Source organism: Nocardiopsis sp. NPDC058789, from assembly GCF_042745575.1.
Taxonomy (GTDB): domain Bacteria; phylum Actinomycetota; class Actinomycetes; order Streptosporangiales; family Streptosporangiaceae; genus Nocardiopsis; species Nocardiopsis eucommiae.
In genome coordinates, this window is sequence record NZ_JBHYOW010000004.1 from 78917 (window position 1) to 94810 (window position 15894).

At 72.2% G+C, this 15894-nt stretch carries 15 protein-coding genes; 4 read left to right on the forward strand and 11 right to left on the reverse strand.

Annotated features, from left to right (window positions below; all coding sequences use genetic code 11):
- The first annotated feature begins 27 nt into the window (after nucleotides 1–27).
- From ACFW3L_RS06460 to ACFW3L_RS06470, 3 genes are all read left to right on the forward strand, one after another.
- Nucleotides 28–900: a 1,4-dihydroxy-2-naphthoate polyprenyltransferase gene (locus tag ACFW3L_RS06460; RefSeq protein ID WP_378737085.1), complete on the forward strand. Its 873-nt coding sequence runs from the start codon at nucleotides 28–30 to the stop codon at nucleotides 898–900.
- An 18-nt stretch (nucleotides 901–918) separates the two neighbouring features.
- Entirely contained in the window at nucleotides 919–1410 is a 492-nt protein-coding gene (locus ACFW3L_RS06465) for an NUDIX hydrolase (RefSeq protein WP_352388758.1), read from the forward strand.
- Between the two features lie 68 nt (nucleotides 1411–1478).
- Entirely contained in the window at nucleotides 1479–2159 is a 681-nt protein-coding gene (locus ACFW3L_RS06470; protein ID WP_378737088.1) for a class I SAM-dependent DNA methyltransferase, read from the forward strand.
- Between the two features lie 150 nt (nucleotides 2160–2309).
- Here the strand turns inward: ACFW3L_RS06470 and dapB are convergent, their stop codons facing one another.
- Nucleotides 2310–3053 carry a 4-hydroxy-tetrahydrodipicolinate reductase gene (gene dapB, locus ACFW3L_RS06475; protein WP_378737090.1) on the reverse strand — a complete coding sequence of 248 codons (744 nt, stop codon included), beginning with the start codon at nucleotides 3051–3053 and terminating at the stop codon, nucleotides 2310–2312.
- A gap of 69 nt (nucleotides 3054–3122) precedes the next feature.
- Between dapB and ACFW3L_RS06480 the strand changes: the two genes are divergently transcribed.
- Entirely contained in the window at nucleotides 3123–3824 is a 702-nt protein-coding gene (locus ACFW3L_RS06480; RefSeq protein WP_378737092.1) for a VIT family protein, read from the forward strand.
- Nucleotides 3825–3826: 2 nt separating this feature from the next.
- Here the strand turns inward: ACFW3L_RS06480 and egtD are convergent, their stop codons facing one another.
- From egtD to ACFW3L_RS06530, 10 genes are all read right to left on the reverse strand, one after another.
- Entirely contained in the window at nucleotides 3827–4798 is a 972-nt protein-coding gene (egtD, locus tag ACFW3L_RS06485; protein ID WP_378737094.1) for an L-histidine N(alpha)-methyltransferase, read from the reverse strand.
- 67 nt (nucleotides 4799–4865) lie between these two features.
- Complete coding sequence (gene egtC / locus ACFW3L_RS06490) at nucleotides 4866–5600, reverse strand: ergothioneine biosynthesis protein EgtC (RefSeq protein WP_378737096.1); 735 nt, start codon at nucleotides 5598–5600, stop codon at nucleotides 4866–4868.
- The gene (egtB, locus tag ACFW3L_RS06495) at nucleotides 5600–6943 is read right to left on the reverse strand and encodes an ergothioneine biosynthesis protein EgtB (protein WP_378737098.1); all 1344 of its coding nucleotides are present in this window, start codon (nucleotides 6941–6943) and stop codon (nucleotides 5600–5602) included. Before egtB ends, egtC begins: the two co-directional genes overlap by 1 nt.
- On the reverse strand, nucleotides 6940–8241 hold the full coding sequence (gene egtA / locus ACFW3L_RS06500; RefSeq protein ID WP_378737607.1) for an ergothioneine biosynthesis glutamate--cysteine ligase EgtA: 1302 nt from the start codon (nucleotides 8239–8241) through the stop codon (nucleotides 6940–6942). Before egtA ends, egtB begins: the two co-directional genes overlap by 4 nt.
- A gap of 213 nt (nucleotides 8242–8454) precedes the next feature.
- Nucleotides 8455–9381: an arylamine N-acetyltransferase gene (locus tag ACFW3L_RS06505; RefSeq protein ID WP_378737100.1), complete on the reverse strand. Its 927-nt coding sequence runs from the start codon at nucleotides 9379–9381 to the stop codon at nucleotides 8455–8457.
- Nucleotides 9382–9708: 327 nt separating this feature from the next.
- Nucleotides 9709–10806: an ABC transporter ATP-binding protein gene (locus ACFW3L_RS06510; RefSeq protein ID WP_378737102.1), complete on the reverse strand. Its 1098-nt coding sequence runs from the start codon at nucleotides 10804–10806 to the stop codon at nucleotides 9709–9711.
- Nucleotides 10803–11882 (reverse strand): ABC transporter ATP-binding protein, encoded by a 1080-nt coding sequence (locus tag ACFW3L_RS06515; protein ID WP_378737104.1) that lies wholly within the window; start codon nucleotides 11880–11882, stop codon nucleotides 10803–10805. The genes ACFW3L_RS06510 and ACFW3L_RS06515 overlap by 4 nt, the downstream gene beginning before the upstream one ends.
- Entirely contained in the window at nucleotides 11879–12856 is a 978-nt protein-coding gene (locus tag ACFW3L_RS06520; RefSeq protein ID WP_378737106.1) for an ABC transporter permease, read from the reverse strand. Before ACFW3L_RS06520 ends, ACFW3L_RS06515 begins: the two co-directional genes overlap by 4 nt.
- Nucleotides 12853–13923 carry an ABC transporter permease gene (locus tag ACFW3L_RS06525; protein ID WP_378737108.1) on the reverse strand — a complete coding sequence of 357 codons (1071 nt, stop codon included), beginning with the start codon at nucleotides 13921–13923 and terminating at the stop codon, nucleotides 12853–12855. Before ACFW3L_RS06525 ends, ACFW3L_RS06520 begins: the two co-directional genes overlap by 4 nt.
- Nucleotides 13920–15755, reverse strand: coding sequence for an ABC transporter substrate-binding protein (locus tag ACFW3L_RS06530; protein WP_378737110.1), 1836 nt, complete (start codon nucleotides 15753–15755; stop codon nucleotides 13920–13922). Before ACFW3L_RS06530 ends, ACFW3L_RS06525 begins: the two co-directional genes overlap by 4 nt.
- Between the last annotated feature and the right edge of the window lie 139 nt (nucleotides 15756–15894).

Below are 15894 nucleotides of genomic sequence, written 5' to 3' on the forward strand. Positions count from 1 at the left end.
ACCGTCTCGAATCTGGAGGACCGGCGCGTGGCCACGGTCAGTGAATGGGTCTCGGGGCTGCGCCCCCGCACGCTTCCGAACTCGATCGTCCCGGTGGCGGTGGGTACCGCGCTCACCTTCTCCCTGGACGGGTTCGTGTGGTGGAAGGCGCTGCTCGCCCTGGTGGTGTCCATGGCGCTCCAGGTGGGCGTGAACTTCGCGAACGACTACAGCGACGGGGTCAAGGGCACCGACACCGAGGAGCGCACCGGGCCCACACGGTTGACCGCGAGCGGGCTGGCGGCGCCCAGGCAGGTGCTGGCCGCCGCGCTGGGGAGCTTCGCCTTCGCCGGTGTCGTCGGCCTGGTCCTGGTGGCGACCAGTTCGTGGTGGCTGCTGCTGATCGGCGCCGCCGCGATCGCCGCCGCCTGGTACTACACCGGTGGGAACACCCCGTACGGCTACCGGGGCCTGGGCGAGGTCTCGGTGTTCGTGTTCTTCGGCGTGGTGGCCGTGGTGGGCACGGTGTTCGTGCAGATGGAGTCGCTGCCCTGGCAGGCCTGGGTGGCCTCGGTGCCGGTCGGTCTGCTCTCCTGCGCGGTGCTGGTGATCAACAACCTGCGGGACATCCCCACGGACCGGGAGACCGGGAAGATCACCCTGGCCGTCCGCCTGGGCGAGACCGGCACCCGGCGCCTCTACGCGGGCATGATCGTGGCTTCCTTCCTGGTCGCCCTGCTGCTGACCACGGTGTCGTGGTGGGTACCGCTGGTCCTGCTGGCCGCGCCGCTGGCGGTGCCCCCGCTGCGCCGGGTGCTCGGCGGGCAGGTCGGCCGCGACCTGGTCCTGGGACTGGGTGAGACCGGGAAACTCCAGATGGCCTTCGGCGTGCTGTTCTCGGTGGCGCTCGCCCTGGGCTAGGCGGGTTAGGGTCGTCGGGTGGATCAGAGCGACGACGACTTCTTCGCGAACCTGCCCGCGACCCGGGGTGCGGCGGGCGGACTCATCCGTTCGACCTCGGGCGACGTGCTCCTGGTGCGGCGCGTGTACGACCCGGAGCGGCCCTGGGGCATCCCCGGCGGGATCATGGAGGCCGACGAGTCCCCCGTGGCCGCCTGCCGCCGTGAGATCGCCGAGGAGCTGGGTGTGACCGCCCGTGTGCTGGCCCCGCTCGTCATCGACTGGGTGCCGTCCCGACCACCCCGCACGGCCGCCTACCAGTGGCTGTTCCGCGTGGAGGTCCCGCACACCGACTTCCGTCTCCAGCCCGACGAACTGTCCGGTTGGGAGTGGGTCCCGCCCTCGCGGCTGTCCGAGCACCTCGCCGCCGGGACGGCCCGACGCCTGGAGGCGGCGGTGTCGGTGGACGACCAGGGGCTCGGCCTGGTCTACCTGGAGGACGGACACGCCGTCCTGCCTGCGCGGACCTGAGCGGACCCACCACCGGACCCCGGTCCGGTTACGATGCCTGCCCCGCCTACGTACCCCCTTGGAGAACCGTGCCGAGCGACCACCCCACCGATCCCCTCGAGCTCGCCCCCGACCCGGTGGCCTGGGCCGAACGCAACGCCCGCCAGGCGAACGCGTTCGACACGATCGGAGACCGCTACGACGAGGCCTTTCCCAACAAGGAAGGCCAGGAGGACTGCGTGCGCAGGCTGCTGAGTCTGCTGCCACCGAGCGCGCAGGTGCTCGACCTCGGTTCGGGAACCGGCCTGCCCACCGCCCGTCAGCTGGTCAGCTCTGGCGCCCAGGTGACCGGCTTCGAGATCTCCGAGCAGATGATCGCGCTCGCCCGCGAGAACGTCCCCGAGGCGACGTTCCGTCAGGCCGACATCGTCGACCTCGACCCGGTGGAGTGCTCGTACGACGCCATCGTGGCCTTCTTCTCGCTGCTCTGCCTGCCCAAGGACCGCATCCCCCAGGCCCTGGGCCGCGTGCGGGCCTCCCTGGTGCCCGGCGGCCTGGTGTGCCTGTCGATGGTCGAGGCCGACCTGGACGACCAGCCCATCTCCTTCCTGGGGAACGAGATCCGCGTGTCCGGTTACCCCCGCGACGAACTGCGGGAGGTGGTGGAGAGGGCCGGGCTCATCGTCGAGGACGAGCGCGTGGTCGCCTACAACCCGGAGGGCGCCCACCCCGAGGTGCAGATCTTCCTGACCTGCCGCCGAGGCGCCTAGCCGGACATGTCCGTTTCTCGGGAAGTTGGAGAATTCGACCCTTGCCACTGGTAAGTCCCCAGGTGGAGAAGGGTGCTCCCCGCGCACGCGGGGATGGAACATGACTGAGGGGGACCGCCTTCGTGGCGATCCCCCTCATTGCTCTGATGGCTAGTCCAGGCCGAGCAGCGGCTCCAGGCCCAGGGTGAGGGAGTCCGGGAGCTCAGCGGTCCTGCGAACACCGAGAAGGACACCCGGCATGAACGAGGTGCGGTTCATGGAGTCGTGGCGGATCTTCAGGGTCTCGCCGTCGGTACCGAACACCACTTCCTGGTGGGCGATGAGGCCCTGGATGCGCAGCGCGTGCACGCGGACGCCCTCGACGTCCGCGCCACGGGCCCCGGGGATCTCCGAGGTGGTCGCGTCGGGCATCGGCCGGGTCCCGGCCTCGCGGCGGGCCTCGGCCACCAGCTCGGCGGTCCGGTAGGCGGTACCGCTCGGGGCGTCGGCCTTGTTCGGGTGGTGCAGCTCGATGATCTCCGTGGAGTCGAAGTAGGGCGCGGCCTTCTTCGCGAAGTGCATCATCAGGACGGCGGCGATGCCGAAGTTGGGCGCGATGAGCACCTTCGCCCCCGGCCTGGCCTCCTGGAGGGCGCGCACCTTCGCCAGGCGGGCCTCGTCGAAGCCGCTCGTCCCGACGACGGCGTGGATCCCGTGGTCGATCAACCACGCGAGGTTGTCCATCACCACGTCGGGGTGCGTGAAGTCGACAACGTAGTCGGCCCCCAGCACCGCGTCACGGTCGGCGGCGCTGTCCACGCCGGCGACGAGTTCCATGTCGTCGGCGGCCTGAACCGCCTTGACGACCTCTGACCCCATGCGCCCATCGGCGCCGAAAACTCCTACCTTGAACACGGCACGAGCGTAGCGGAGTTCGGCGTGGTGGGACGGGTCGGGGCGCGTCACACGTGTCACTCTGACCCCATGGAACCGAACTCGGAGCACTCGCAGAGGCGGCTGGGATCGCTGTTGAACGGGCTCCGGGCGGCGGTCCTGGGCGCCAACGACGGCATCGTCTCCACGGCGGGTCTCGTGGTCGGCGTGGCGGGCGCCACCCCGCACCGGGAGGCCCTGCTGGTCGCGGGTGTGGCCGGGACCCTGGCGGGCGCGCTGTCGATGGCGGCGGGCGAGTACGTCTCGGTGAGCACCCAGCGCGACACCGAGCGGGCGGCGATCGCCCGGGAGCGGCGGGAGCTCACCGAGGACCCGGACGGCGAGTTGGAGGAGCTGGCCGGGATGTACCGGGAGCGCGGACTCAGCGAGAGGCTCTCCCGCGAGGTCGCCAGGGAGCTCACCGACCACGACGCGCTGAGCGCCCACGTGGAGGTCGAGCTGGGCCTGAACCGCTACCGGGCCAATCCGTGGCAGGCCGCCTTCGCGAGCATGTTCTCCTTCCTGCTGGGCGCGATGATCCCGCTGTCGGCCATGCTGTTGAGCCCCGACGCCTGGCGCCTGGCCGTGACGGTGGTCGCGGTGCTGGTGGCCACGGGTCTGCTGGGCGCGGTCAGCGCGCGGATGGGCGGCGCCCTGCCGATGCGCGCGGCGGTGCGGTGCGTGCTCGGCGGGTCGTTCGCCATGCTGGTGACGTACACGGTGGGCACGCTGATCGGCGTGGCGGCGGGCTGAGCTCAGCGCACGGTGGCCAGGGTGAGGGCGAAGTCGCCCGGTTCGTCGGTCCACCAGTGGGTGAGGTCGAACCCCGCGGCGGCGAGTTCGGCGGTCAGTCCTTCGCGGCGGAACTTGGCGGAGATCTCCGTGCGCATCTCCTCGCCCTCGAAGAAGTCCACTGTCAGGTCGAGGTCGGCGACGCGCACGTGCTGCGGGGCGCGGGCCCGCAGGCGCATCTCGATCCACTCGCACTCGGCGTTCCACACCACGACGTGTTCGAAGGCGGTGGGGTCGAAGTCGCCGCCGAGCCGCTGGTTGATCACCGAGAGCACGTTGCGGTTGAACGCGGCGGTCACCCCCTGGGAGTCGTCGTAGGCGGCCACGAGGCGGGCCGGGTCCTTCACGAGGTCGGCGCCGAGCAGCAGGGAGTCCCCCGAGTGCAGCACGCTGTGGATGTCGCGCAGGAAGGAGGCGCGCGGTCCGGGTTCCTGGTTGCCGATGGTCGATCCGAGCACTGCCAGGAGCTGGCGGCCGCCCTCACTGACCGGCAACAGGCCCAGGTGCTGCTCGAAGTCCCCGACCACGGCGTGTACGTCCAGGCCCGGGTAGTCGTCCGCGACCGGGCGTGCCGAGGCGGCGAGGAACTCCCCGCTGACGTCCACGGGCACGAACCGGGACAGGCCTCCGTGGCGGCGCATGGCGTCCAGGAGCAGCCTGGTCTTGACCCCGGAACCGGACCCGAGCTCGATCAGGGCGACCGCTCCGGCGGCCTCCGCGATCTCGTCGGCGCGCGTCTCCAGGATGGAGCGCTCGGCCCAGGTCGGGTAGTACTCCGGAAGCCGCGTGATGTCCTCGAAGAGCGCGCTGCCGCGTTCGTCGTAGAACCACTTGGGCGGCAGTTGTTTGGGCCGCGCGGTGAGTCCTTCCGCGACGTCGGTGCGCAACGCCTTGTCGAGCTCGTCAGCGGTCAGGTTGCGGTCAATCCGGAACATGGTGCCTCCTGTGTCCCTTACGGATGTACCCGGGGCGGGGTGAAACCAGTGGGGTGCGCGACCGGGGTCAGCCGAGCGGGTGGATGTCGGTGCGCTCGCGGGTGGCCACGACCACGGAGTTCTCCGGGACCTGCCGCCAGCCGCGGCCGTCGTCGAAGGGCTCGGAGGCCAGCCAGGCCCCCTCACGGCGCAGGGTGTAGAGGGTGTCGCCCGCCGTGGTCCCGACGATCACCTCGCCGTCGCTGGCCAGCAGGTTGTACCGGCCCTGGGAGAGTTCCCGCGCGCGGTGCACCGCCGAGACCAGCGCCCCGGCGAGGTCCCTGGACGTCCGCCAGGCCCGGAGGGTCTGCGCGAACAGCGGCGCGGAGTCGACCGGAGCGCGGGCGTCCAGGGCGCCCGGCGGGGAGGGCGCCGCGAGGCCGTCCAGGAGCGCCTGGTCGTCCCGGGCGGCCCCGTTGTGGCTGAACAGCAGGCGGTCGGCCCGGAAGGGCTGGGCCCCGGACTCCTCGGAGCCGAAGCCGACGGTGGCGTCACGCACCGCGGCGACCACGCACCCGGAGCTGATGGACCGGGCGGCGTCCGCGAAGGAGGAGTCACCCCAGATCGGCATGGCGCGCCGGTAGCGGAGCGGCGCGGTCTCGGCCCCCTCCGGGTACCAGCCGACGCCGAAGCCGTCCGCGTTGACCGTCCCGTACCGCTGCTGTCGCGGGGCCCAGGACTGGACGTGCAGCGAGTGGGGCGCCGCGTACAGGAGTTCGTGCACGGTACGCGGCGGCCCCAGGTAGGCGAGGTGTCGGCACATCAGGCGCGGTCCGCGTCGCGTGCGCAGCGGAACCCGCTGAAGATCTGCCGTCGGATCGGGTGGTCCCAGTTGCGGAAGGTGGAGCGCACCGCCGTGGGGTGGGTGGCCCAGGAGCCGCCGCGCAGGACCTTGTACCCGCCGCCGAAGAAGACCTCCGAGTACTCGCGGTAGGGGAACGCGGAGAACCCGGGGTAGCCGTGGAAGGTGGTGGAGGTCCACTCCCACACGTCACCGATCAGGTGCCGTACTCCCAGGGGTGAGTCCCCCTCGGGGTGACTGCCGACCGGGTGCGGGCCGAGCGCCCGCTGGCCGAGGTTGGCGTGGCCGCCGGTGGGCTCCTCGTCGCCCCAGGGGAAGCGGCGTGAGCGTCCGCTGGCGGGGTCGAAGCGGGCGGCCTTCTCCCACTCGGCCTCGGTGGGCAGTCGCCTGCCCGCCCACCGGGCGTAGGCCTCGGCCTCGTGGAAGGACACGTGCTGGACGGGCTGGTCCGGCGGCACCTCCTCGACCCGGCCGAAGCGGCGCCGGACCCAGCCGTCGCCGTCCCGCGACCAGAAGGCGGGGGCCACGGCGTCGCGGCGCCGCTTCCACTCCCAGCCCTCGTCGGACCACCAGCGCGGGTCCTGGTAGCCGCCGTCCTCGACGAACCGCAGGTAGGCGCGGTTGGTGACCGGGTCGGTGTCGATCCAGTAGGCGTCCAGGTCCACTGTGTGTGCGGAGCGCTCGTTGTCGTAGGACCAGGGGTCGTCGTCGGTGCCCATGGTGAAGGGCCCTGCGGGGACCAGGACCTCCTCGGCCGGTGGCGGGCTCGGCTCCGGTGGCGCGCTCTCCTCCTCCAGCAGCACGGGGGCGCCCCGGCGGAGCTGGTGGGTGGCGAGCATGGTCTCGTCGTGCATGTGCTCGTGCTGGATCACCATGTGGAAGACGAACCCGGCCTCCAGCAGAGACCGCTCCCCCGCGCTCCGGGGTGCGGGGACCGTCTCCAGGTCCGCCGCGTCGAGGGTGTCCAGGACCTCCCTGCGCACCCGGTCGTTGTACTCGCGGGCCTCCTCCGGCCGCAGCAGGGGCAGGGCGACCCGGTCGGCCCGGGGGTTCTCGAAGGCGTCGTACAGGCCGTCGATGTCGGGGCGCAGCGCCTCACGTCCCCCGGCGGCCCTCAGCAGCCACTGCTCCTCGTAGTTGCCGATGTGCGCCAGGTCCCAGACCAGCGGGGACATCAGCGGGGAGTGCTGGGCGAGCAGGTCCGCCTCGTCAAGGGAGTCGAGCGTCAGCCCGTTGCTGCGGCGTCTGCTCCGGTCCAGTTCGGCGGCGATGCGCTCCTTGGCGCGTTCCTGTTCCCGACTCATGGCGTGTCTCCCCCTCGCACGGCGTGGACGCCGCCGTGGTCCTCGTCCCGGGTGCCGGTCTCCGCGCGCGGCTCGGGCACCAGTCGCCCGAGCGCGCCGTCGGCCGGGCACCGTCCGCGTCGGACGTAGTGGTCCGCGTAGGCGTCCACCAGGTGGGCGAGCCCGGCGGCGCCCATCCTCGGCAGTGCCTCCACCGCGGCGTCGAAGCAGATCCGCGTGCAGGCGTCGATCTCGGGATCGGCCGGTCCCAGGCTGGCCGAGCGCCGCCACAGCGCGGGGTCGGGGAAGCGGCCCCGGCACAGGCGTTCGGTGGCCTCCTCCGCGACGGCGCGGGCGCGGGGCTCGTCGAACAGCGCGGCGGCCAGTGCCATCGGAACCGGCCACCAGTCCAGCGGCAGGGCGTCGATCATCCGCAGTTCCCACCAGCCGCGCGGGCGTACGGGCGGGAAGAGCGTGGACAGGTGGAACTCCAGGTCGGCCAGGGTGATGGGCCGGGCTCCGCGCCCGCCGATCCAGTCCGCCAGGGTGATGCCGGGGTCGGCCGTCCACTCCCCTCCGCCGCCGGGGACCTCCGACACGGCCAGGAGGTGGGCGGCGAGGGCGTACTCGGCCCAGGCGGTGGCGGGGTCCGGGTGGGTGTGGGACTCCAGGGCCGGGCGGGTGCGGGTGCCATCGGTGGCCGCCCAGATCGCCCAGCGGGTGGACTTCCAGCCGGTGGGGCGTCCGCGCCACACGGCGGAGTTGGCGAAGGCCGACACCAGGACGGGACCGAGCCGGTGCGCGAGTTCCCAGCGGGCGCACGCGTCGGCAGGGTCGGCGCCGGTGTCCAGGCAGACCTGGAGTGACGCGGTGCTGCACATCATGGTGTGTCCGCTGGGCTGGCGGCGGTTGGCGAAGAACCGTTCCATGGCCGTGTAGCGGGGCAGGCGGAGCTGGCGGACGGGGGGCCGAACCGGGTCGAGTGCGGTCTCGGCCAGGTGCAGTCCGTCGTCCGCGAGGGTCTTGCGTAGGTGGTCGAGGTCCCGGGCGAGTGCCTCGTGGGCGGGCGCCGGGCCGGGCAGGGCCGCCGAGCTGAGCTCGATCTGGCCGCCGGGCTCGAAGGTGATCCGGCTTCCCGCGGGCGGGGGGCCACAGGCCTCCAGCAGCTCCGCGAGGCGGTCGATGGTGACGGGTGCGGTGGGGTCCTCGGGGTCGGTGACGAGCCATTCGGTCTCGGCCCCGACCTTTCCGGGCGGGCCGGTCTTGAAGCAGACACCGTTGATGTAGTCGTGGACGTCTTCCGTGGTCATGTGCGCCATGAGCAGCTCCCTGTGGGTCGCGCCCCACAGGTCCTGCCCCGACACGCACGGTCACGAACGTGTGCGATCACCCCAAATCGTGGCAAGCCGCACGGGCCCGTTCAGCGGGTGCGTCATCAGGTGCACGACACACCCGTTGGCGTCGGGCTTCGTGACGGAGCCGTCCGGCGGGCGCCCTCTAACGTGACGACGATCACATAGCGCGGGCTCGGGTCAGGCATCCAGGAACTCCCGCACCCGAGCCTCGATGATCCGGCGTTCCTCCTGGTCAAGGGCGATGTCAAACACCTCGCGCAACACCGTTCCCACCTCCCCCAGAGCCAACTCCCGCACCTCGCCGGTGCCGTCGACCCGCTCGACCGACAGGGTCGTGTCGTCGAGCGCGTACCGGGTCCCGCCGACCGTCCGCGCGACCATCAGTCGGTGGCGGAAGGGTGACCGCGGGTGGGTGGTGAGGTAGTGGCTGAACACCGCGTAGTCCTGGGGGAGCACCCCCGAGGCGGCGAAGGAGTACAGGTTCCGCCACTGCCGACCCTCGAAGCCGCGCAACAGCCACTCTTCGTCACCGATCTCCGACACCCGGTCCAGCCGCAGGTTCCAGCCGCCCTGCGAGACCTGCTGGCCGTCCGCGAAACGGAGGGGTTCCACGAGGCCACCGCCGCCGAAGCCGACGTCGGCCAACCAGGGCTCTCCCTTCACCCGCACCCGCAGGAGGGCGTGGGTGGAGGGCCGGGGGCGGCCGTCCCCGCCCAGCAGCACCCGGGCGGTGAAGGCGGTCAGGGTGAACCCGAGCCGGTCCAGGGCGGCGGCGAGGAGCAGGTTCTGCTCGTAGCAGTAGCCTCCCCGGCGGTGGTGGACCATCTTGTCCGTCAGCGAGGGGACGTCCAGCGGGACCGGGCGTCCCAGGAGCAGCTGGAGGTTCTCGAAGGGGATGGCCGCCAGGTGGGCGCGGTGCACAGCGGTGAGGGTGTCCAGGGTGGGTGGCGGTGACCCGGACAGGCCCAGGCGCGCCAGATAGGCGTCCAGGTCGAGGGCCGCGCCGTGCCAGAAGTCACGGTCGGTGAGGGCCGGTTCGGGTACCGGCGCCGGACCCGGCGGCGTCGCGGGTACGGGTCGCCCATGCTGCTCGTTGGTCCCCATGTCCTGGCTAACGGCACCCGCTCCGGAGCTGTTCCGGCACCCGCACGCCCGCCTCCCCCACACCGCGCGGACACACGCGGCCCTCTGGCCACCCGCGCGCACGCCCCTCCCGACCTCTCCCGGAGGCACACACGCGACCCCAGGGCGAGACAGCGAACCGCACTGGCACCGTCACTGCACCCACGCGTAGCGCTCACGCCCCTGTCCACTCGGGACACTCCTGTCTCCCAGGGCCCCACGTACTGCGCGCGCGGCCCCGGGCCGACACCCTCCCCCTCGGCCACCGAGGAGCACGCGTGCCGTGACCGGGCGTCGGCCAGGACTCCCCTACACGGTGACGGGACCGGGCGGACCGTCCGCGCGCAGGCGCCCGGTCTCGTCCTCGGCCGCCCAGTGGCAGGCCACCCGCCGCTCGGCGCCGCCGCCCAGCACCGCCGGGTCCACGGTGGTGCACAGGTGGGCCACCCCGGCCCGCTCGGCCTCCCCCGAGGCCAGCACGGGACAGCGCGGATGGAACCGGCAGCCCGCGGGCACCTGCTTGGGGTCCGGCGGCTCTCCGGAGAGCACCACCGGTTCCTCCTCCGCCCCGGCGTCGGGCAGGACCGACAGCAGCGCCCGCGTGTACGGGTGGGCGGGCGCGGACAGGACCTCCTCCACGGTGCCGAGCTCCACCACGCGCCCCAGGTACATCACGGCGACCCGGTCCGCGATGTTCCACGCCAGCCCGAGGTCGTGCGTGGCCACCAGTGCGGACAGGCCCAGTTCGTCGCGCAGCTCCAGCAGCAGCCGCAGGATCTCGCCGCGCACCGACGCGTCCAGGGACGCCACCGGTTCGTCAGCCACCAGCACCTCGGGGTCCAGGACCAGCGCCCCGGCAATCACCACGCGCTGCCGCTGGCCGCCGGAGAGCTCGTGGGGGTAACGGGTGAAGAACCGCTCGGGCGGGCGCAGCCCGGCCTGGGACAGGGCCCGGGAGACCCGTTCGGTCTCGTCCGCGGTCGTGCCCTCGTGGATGCGCAGGCCCTCCACGACGGACTCGTAGACGGTGCGGCGGGGGTTGAGCGAGCCCATCGGGTCCTGCTGCACGAGCTGAACGCGGCGCCGGTAGGCACGCAGGTCGCGCGAGCGGTAGCCCAGCGGGGCGCCCTCGAACAGGACGCGGCCGCCGGTGGGACGCTCCAGCCCGAGCAGGGCCCGGGCCAGGGTGGTCTTGCCGCAGCCGGACTCCCCCACCAGGGCGACGATCTCCCCCGCCGCCACGTCGAGGTTGACGCCGTCGACCGCACGGGCGGTCCCCCGGCCACCGCCCGGGGCGGCCCCTGCGGCGAAGGCCACCCGCACGTCGTCGGCGCGCAGGATCGGTCCGGTGTCCTCCCTCGGAACGGAGAGGGAGGAGGGCTGTCGTGAGTCGGTGTCGGCGCTCAACGGCTCGTCTCCTCGGTGTCGTGGGAACCGCTCGTGTCGTGAGAACCGCGTGCGCCGCCGTCCCCCGGGGCCCCGCTCCGGTCCGGCAGGCCCGGCCCGTGCCCCACGTGCACGCAGGCCGCGTGCCGGTCGGCGTGGCCGTCGCGGTCGGGGCGGACCGGCCACAGCGGCGGGTCGACGGTGGCGCACACCGTCTCCGCGACGGCACAGCGCGGCCGGAACACACAGCCCGAGGGCGGGTCCGAGGGATCGGGCGGGTCGCCCGGCAGCCCCCGGGGGGCCAGGCGCGAGGCCGGGTCACCGATCTTCGGGAAGGCCGCGCTGAGCGCGCTCGCGTAGGGGTGCGCAGGGGCGTGCACGACCTCGCGCGCGGGCCCCTGCTCGACGATCCGCCCCGCGTACATCACCGCGACCCGGTCGCAGGTGGCCGCGAGGACGGAGAGGTCGTGGCTGATCATCAGCATGCCGATCCCGGTCTCGTCCACGAGCCGTTCCAGCAGGCCGAGGATCTGCGCCTGGATCATCACGTCCAGGGCGGTGGTCGCCTCGTCCGCGATGATCAGGCGCGGTTCGCAGGCCAGCGCCATCGCGATCATGACCCGCTGGCGCTGGCCGCCGGACAGCTGGTGGGGGTAGTCGCGTCGGCGGGAGGCGGGCAGCCCCACCTGTTCGAGGAGCTCGGACACCCGCGCGTCCACCCGGGCCGGTCGGACCAGTTCGTGGATGAGCAGCGGCTCCGCGATCTGCTCACCGATCCGCTTCACCGGGTTGAGCGAGTGCATGGCGCCCTGGAAGACCACCGAGGCGCCCACCCAGCGCACGGCGCGCAGACGGCCCCACTTCATCTGGAGGACGTCCTCGCCCTCCAGCAGGATGCTTCCGGTGACCTTCGCGCTCGCGGGCAGCAGCCGCAGCAGAGCCAGGGCGACCGTGGACTTCCCGCTGCCGGACTCCCCCGCCACCCCGAGGGTGTCGCCGGGGTTCAGGGAGAGGCTCACGCCGCGTACGGCGGGGACGTCCCCGCCGCTGCCGGAGTAGGTGACGCGCAGGTCGCTGACGTCGAGAAGGCTGGTCAACTCTGCCCCCGGAGCCGTGGGTTGATGACGGACTCGACCGCGCGCCCGCACAGGGTGAAGGAGAGCGCGACCACGGCGATGGCCAGGCCGGGCGGGACGATGTACCACCAGATCCCGGCGCTGATCGCCCCGGCGGTGCGGGCCGCCTCCAGGATCCCGCCCCAGGAGATGGTGGTGGGGTCGCCCATTCCGAGGAAGGCCAGGGTGGACTCCGCGATGATGGAGGTGGCGACCAGCAGCGTGGTCTGGGCGAGCACCACCGGCATGACGTTGGGCAGCACGTGCCAGCCCATCACGTGCGCGTGGCCGCCGCCGAGGGCGCGGGCGCGCTCCACGAACGGTCGGGCCTCCACGGCCAGGGTCTGCGCGCGCACCAGGCGTGCGGTGGGCGGCCAGACGGTGAGGCCGATCGCGATGATGATGGTGCCGGTGCCGCGCGGCAGGACGGCGGCCAGCGCCACGGCGAGGACCAGGGTGGGCAGGACCAGGAACCAGTCGGTGACGCGCATGAGCACCGTGGACACGATCCGGCCGCCGACGCCGCCGGACGAGCCGAAGTGCCCGGCGGTGACGCCCACGAGGGTGCCGAGGGTGACCGAGACGAACGTGGCCAGCAGGCCGACCGTCAGCGAGACCCGCGCGCCCCAGATCACGAGGTCGAGGATGGAGCGGCCGAAGTTGTCGGTTCCCAGGGGGAACCGCCAGCTCGGCGGTTCGTGGGAGGCGCCGGGCGCTCCGGTGATGGTCAGGTGGGTCTGGTCGATGAACAGCGGGGCCGTCACGGCGAGCACGCCGATGGTGAGGAGCAGACCCAGGCCGAGGAGCCCGGCCCGGTTGCGCGCGTACTCGCGGGCGAAGCCGACCAGGGCCTCGCGGCGGCGCCTGCGGGCCAGGGCACTCGCGGAGAGCGTCGGGACCGGCGGCGTGCCGTCCGCCGAGGGTCCGGCCGTGGCGGGTCCGGTGGGTGTGTTCATGGGCGCACCCTCGGGTCGAGCAGCGGATACACCAGGTCGGCCAGGAGGTTCATGAGGATCACCGAGGCCGCGAACACCACGAACAGCCCCTGGACGAGGCCGAGGTCGGGTACGCGCAGGCCGGAGTAGAAGAGCTGGCCGAGGCCGGGCCAGGAGAAGACCGTCTCCACGAGGATGACCCCGGAGACGACCTGCCCGAGGTTGAGGAAGATGAGCGTCACTGTGGGCAGCAGCGCGTTGGGCACGGCGTGCCTGCGGCGCACCAGCGCGTCGCGCAGCCCCTTGGCGCGGGCGGTGACCAGGTAGTCGGCGCCCTTCTCGTCCATCAGCGAGGAGCGCATGATCATGAGGTACTGCGCGTAGATCACCGCGACCATGGTCACGACCGGCAGCACCATGTGCCGGGCGGTGCTCAGCGCGGTCTCCAGCGGTCCGGTGGCGCTGGGCGAGACCATGCCGCCGGTCGGGAACAGACCGGGCATGAACCCGCGCCCCGAGGCGAGCAGCACGATCAGCAGCAGGCCGAGCCAGAACGTGGGCACCGACCAGAAGAACAGTGCCACCGCCGTGTTGATCCGGTCCCCGCGCCCGCCCGGCCGCCACCCGGCGCGGGCGCCGAGGAACAGCCCGAGCAGCGCGGCGATGACCGTGCCGGTCCCGGCGAGCAGGATCGTCGGGCCCAGGCGTTCGAGGATGAGGTCGACCACGGGTTCCCGGTACTGGAAGGAGATCCCCAGGTCCAGCCGGAGCAGTCCGGCGGCGTAGTCGAGGAACTGCTGCCAGAGGGGCTGGTCGAGGCCGAACTGGCGGCGCAGTTCCTCGCGCTGTTCGGCGGAGACCTCTCGGCCCTCGGTCATGGCGCGGACGGGGTCGCCGGGCAGGATCCTGAAGAGGAAGAACCCGGCGACGATCACGGCGAACAGGGAGACCACGGCGGTGGTCAGGCGGCCGAGCACGTAGGTGGCCACGGGGGCCACGCGGCCGAGCCCCGTGGGGCCCGCCGGGGCGGGGACGTCGGTGGTCCCCGCCCCGGTCGGTTCGTCCGCCTCGGTGGGCGTCATGGTCACTCGCGGTCCTCCACGGTGGAGCGTCGACGGAAGAAGACGAAGGCACCCGCGACCACCAGCACCAGCACGCCGGCGCCGATGCCGATGAGCGCCCCGGTGGACACACCCGAGCCGCCGCTGCCGGCGCCCTCGGCGGGCTCGGCCGACCACCAGGCCCAGTAGCCGTCCTGCCCCCAGATGTTCCCGCCCTCGGCGGGCTCCAGCTGGAGGCTGGCGACGTGGTCGGTCCGGTAGGCCTCCATGATGTTCGGGTAGGTCAGGACGTTGACCACGGCCTCCCGGTACAGGACCTCCTGGAGCTGGTGGATGATCTCGGCGCGGGCCGCGCGGTCGTACTCCGCCAGCTGCGCGGCGTAGAGCTCGTCGTACTCCTCGTCACAGAAGTAGGCGTCGCCCTGCATGGTGCCGGGTTCGGTGGGCAGCGCGTCACAGGTGTGGATGCTGAACACGTAGTCCGGGTCGGGGTTGACCGTCCACCCGGTGAAGATGAGGTCGTACTCGGCGTCGTAGAGGGCGTCGCTCAGGATGCCCGGGTCGACGGTCTGGTTGTCGATCTCGATGCCGAGGTCCGCGAGGCGCTCGTCGATGACCTGTCCGGCCTGGACGTTGTCCGGCCGGTCGGCGTGGACGTGCATGCGCAGTTCGAGCCGGTCGCCGTCGGGCGAGACGCGCACGCCGTCCTCGCCCCTCTCGTACCCGGCCTCGTCGAGCATCGCGTTGGCGGCGTCGGGGTCGAAGTCGAGGATGGCCTCGTCTCCCTCGGGCGCCCAGTGGAAGTCGGTGTAGCGGGGCGGGACGTAGCCGCCCGCCGCGACGGCCTGGCCGTTGGCGCCCTGTTGGACGATCTCCTCGTTGTCGATGCCCATGACGATGGCCTGGCGCAGGGTGCGGTCGGCCAGCGCCGGGTGCCCGTCACCGAACTCCTCGCCGTCCTGCGTGACGGCGCCGGGGTTGATGGTGAAGGCCTGGAACCGCTTGCCGTCCGCGATGTTGACGGCGACGTTGTCCAGGGTCTCCAGGGAGGTGATCTGGGCGTCGGTGAGCTCGTAGACGAAGGAGACCTCGCCGCTGCGCAGCGCCTCGACGGCGGCGTCCTTCTCCGAGTAGTAGCGGAAGTAGAGCTCGTCGAAGCCGGGTGCGCCCCGCCAGTGGTCGGGGTTGGCCTCCAGACGGATGTGTTCGCCGCGCGCGTGCTCGGTGAGGACGAAGGGGCCGGTGCCGACCGTGGGGAGGTCGTCGCCGGTGTAGTCGGCGAAGGCCTCGCCCTGTTCCTCGATGATCGGTTCCCAGACGTGTCTGGGGACGATCGGCACGCGCAGGGACTCCATGGTCGCCTGCGGTTCGTCCAGCTCGATGACGACGGTCGTGTCGTCCTCGGCGGTGACGGTGTCGAACCCGGAGACGTAGTTGCCGTTGGCGACGGCGGCGGCCTCGTTCTCCATCATCGTGGTGAACGTCCACGCCACGTCGTCGGCGGTGAGCTGCTCGCCGTCGCTGAAGAGGGCGTCGTCACGGAGGTTGAAGGTCCAGGTGAGGCCGTCGTCGGAGGTCTCCCATGTCTCCGCGAGGGAGGGGGCGGGCTCTCCGGTCTCCGGGTCCACGGTGGTGAGGCTGTCGTAGACGTGCCGGAGGATGTTCGTGGTGACCGCGAGCTGCGCGGTGAAGGGGTTGAAGGAGTCCACCTGCTGGGCGATGGCGACGGTGAGGGTGGTGCCGCTCGCCTCGTCGGCGGCCGCGGGGGCCACCGTGAGTCCTCCGAGGAGAAGGAGCGCGCTGCCGGACGCCGCCGTCCGCCGGAGAAGGGTGCCGGAGGGAGGATGGTGGGTTTTCATAACGGCCCCTGTCAGGTTTCGTGGGGTTGGTGGCATTGCCACCTGGGGGTTGTTGGTTGTCTACCAACTCGTCACGACGAGCGTCAACGATCTTCGAGGTGAGGCGGGATATCGCAACACATTCGACTCCTGTGTCAGG

Bases quoted from the DNA above. Each gene is read 5' to 3' on its own strand.
- ACFW3L_RS06480 (WP_378737092.1), top strand. From the start codon at position 3,123: ATGGAACCGAACTCGGAGCACTCGCAGAGGCGGCTGGGATCGCTGTTG.
- egtD (WP_378737094.1), bottom strand. From the start codon at position 4,798: ATGTTCCGGATTGACCGCAACCTGACCGCTGACGAGCTCGACAAGGCG.
- egtC (WP_378737096.1), bottom strand. From the start codon at position 5,600: ATGTGCCGACACCTCGCCTACCTGGGGCCGCCGCGTACCGTGCACGAA.
- egtB (WP_378737098.1), bottom strand. From the start codon at position 6,943: ATGAGTCGGGAACAGGAACGCGCCAAGGAGCGCATCGCCGCCGAACTG.
- egtA (WP_378737607.1), bottom strand. From the start codon at position 8,241: ATGGCGCACATGACCACGGAAGACGTCCACGACTACATCAACGGTGTC.
- ACFW3L_RS06505 (WP_378737100.1), bottom strand. From the start codon at position 9,381: ATGGGGACCAACGAGCAGCATGGGCGACCCGTACCCGCGACGCCGCCG.
- ACFW3L_RS06520 (WP_378737106.1), bottom strand. From the start codon at position 12,856: ATGAACACACCCACCGGACCCGCCACGGCCGGACCCTCGGCGGACGGC.
- ACFW3L_RS06530 (WP_378737110.1), bottom strand. From the start codon at position 15,755: ATGAAAACCCACCATCCTCCCTCCGGCACCCTTCTCCGGCGGACGGCG.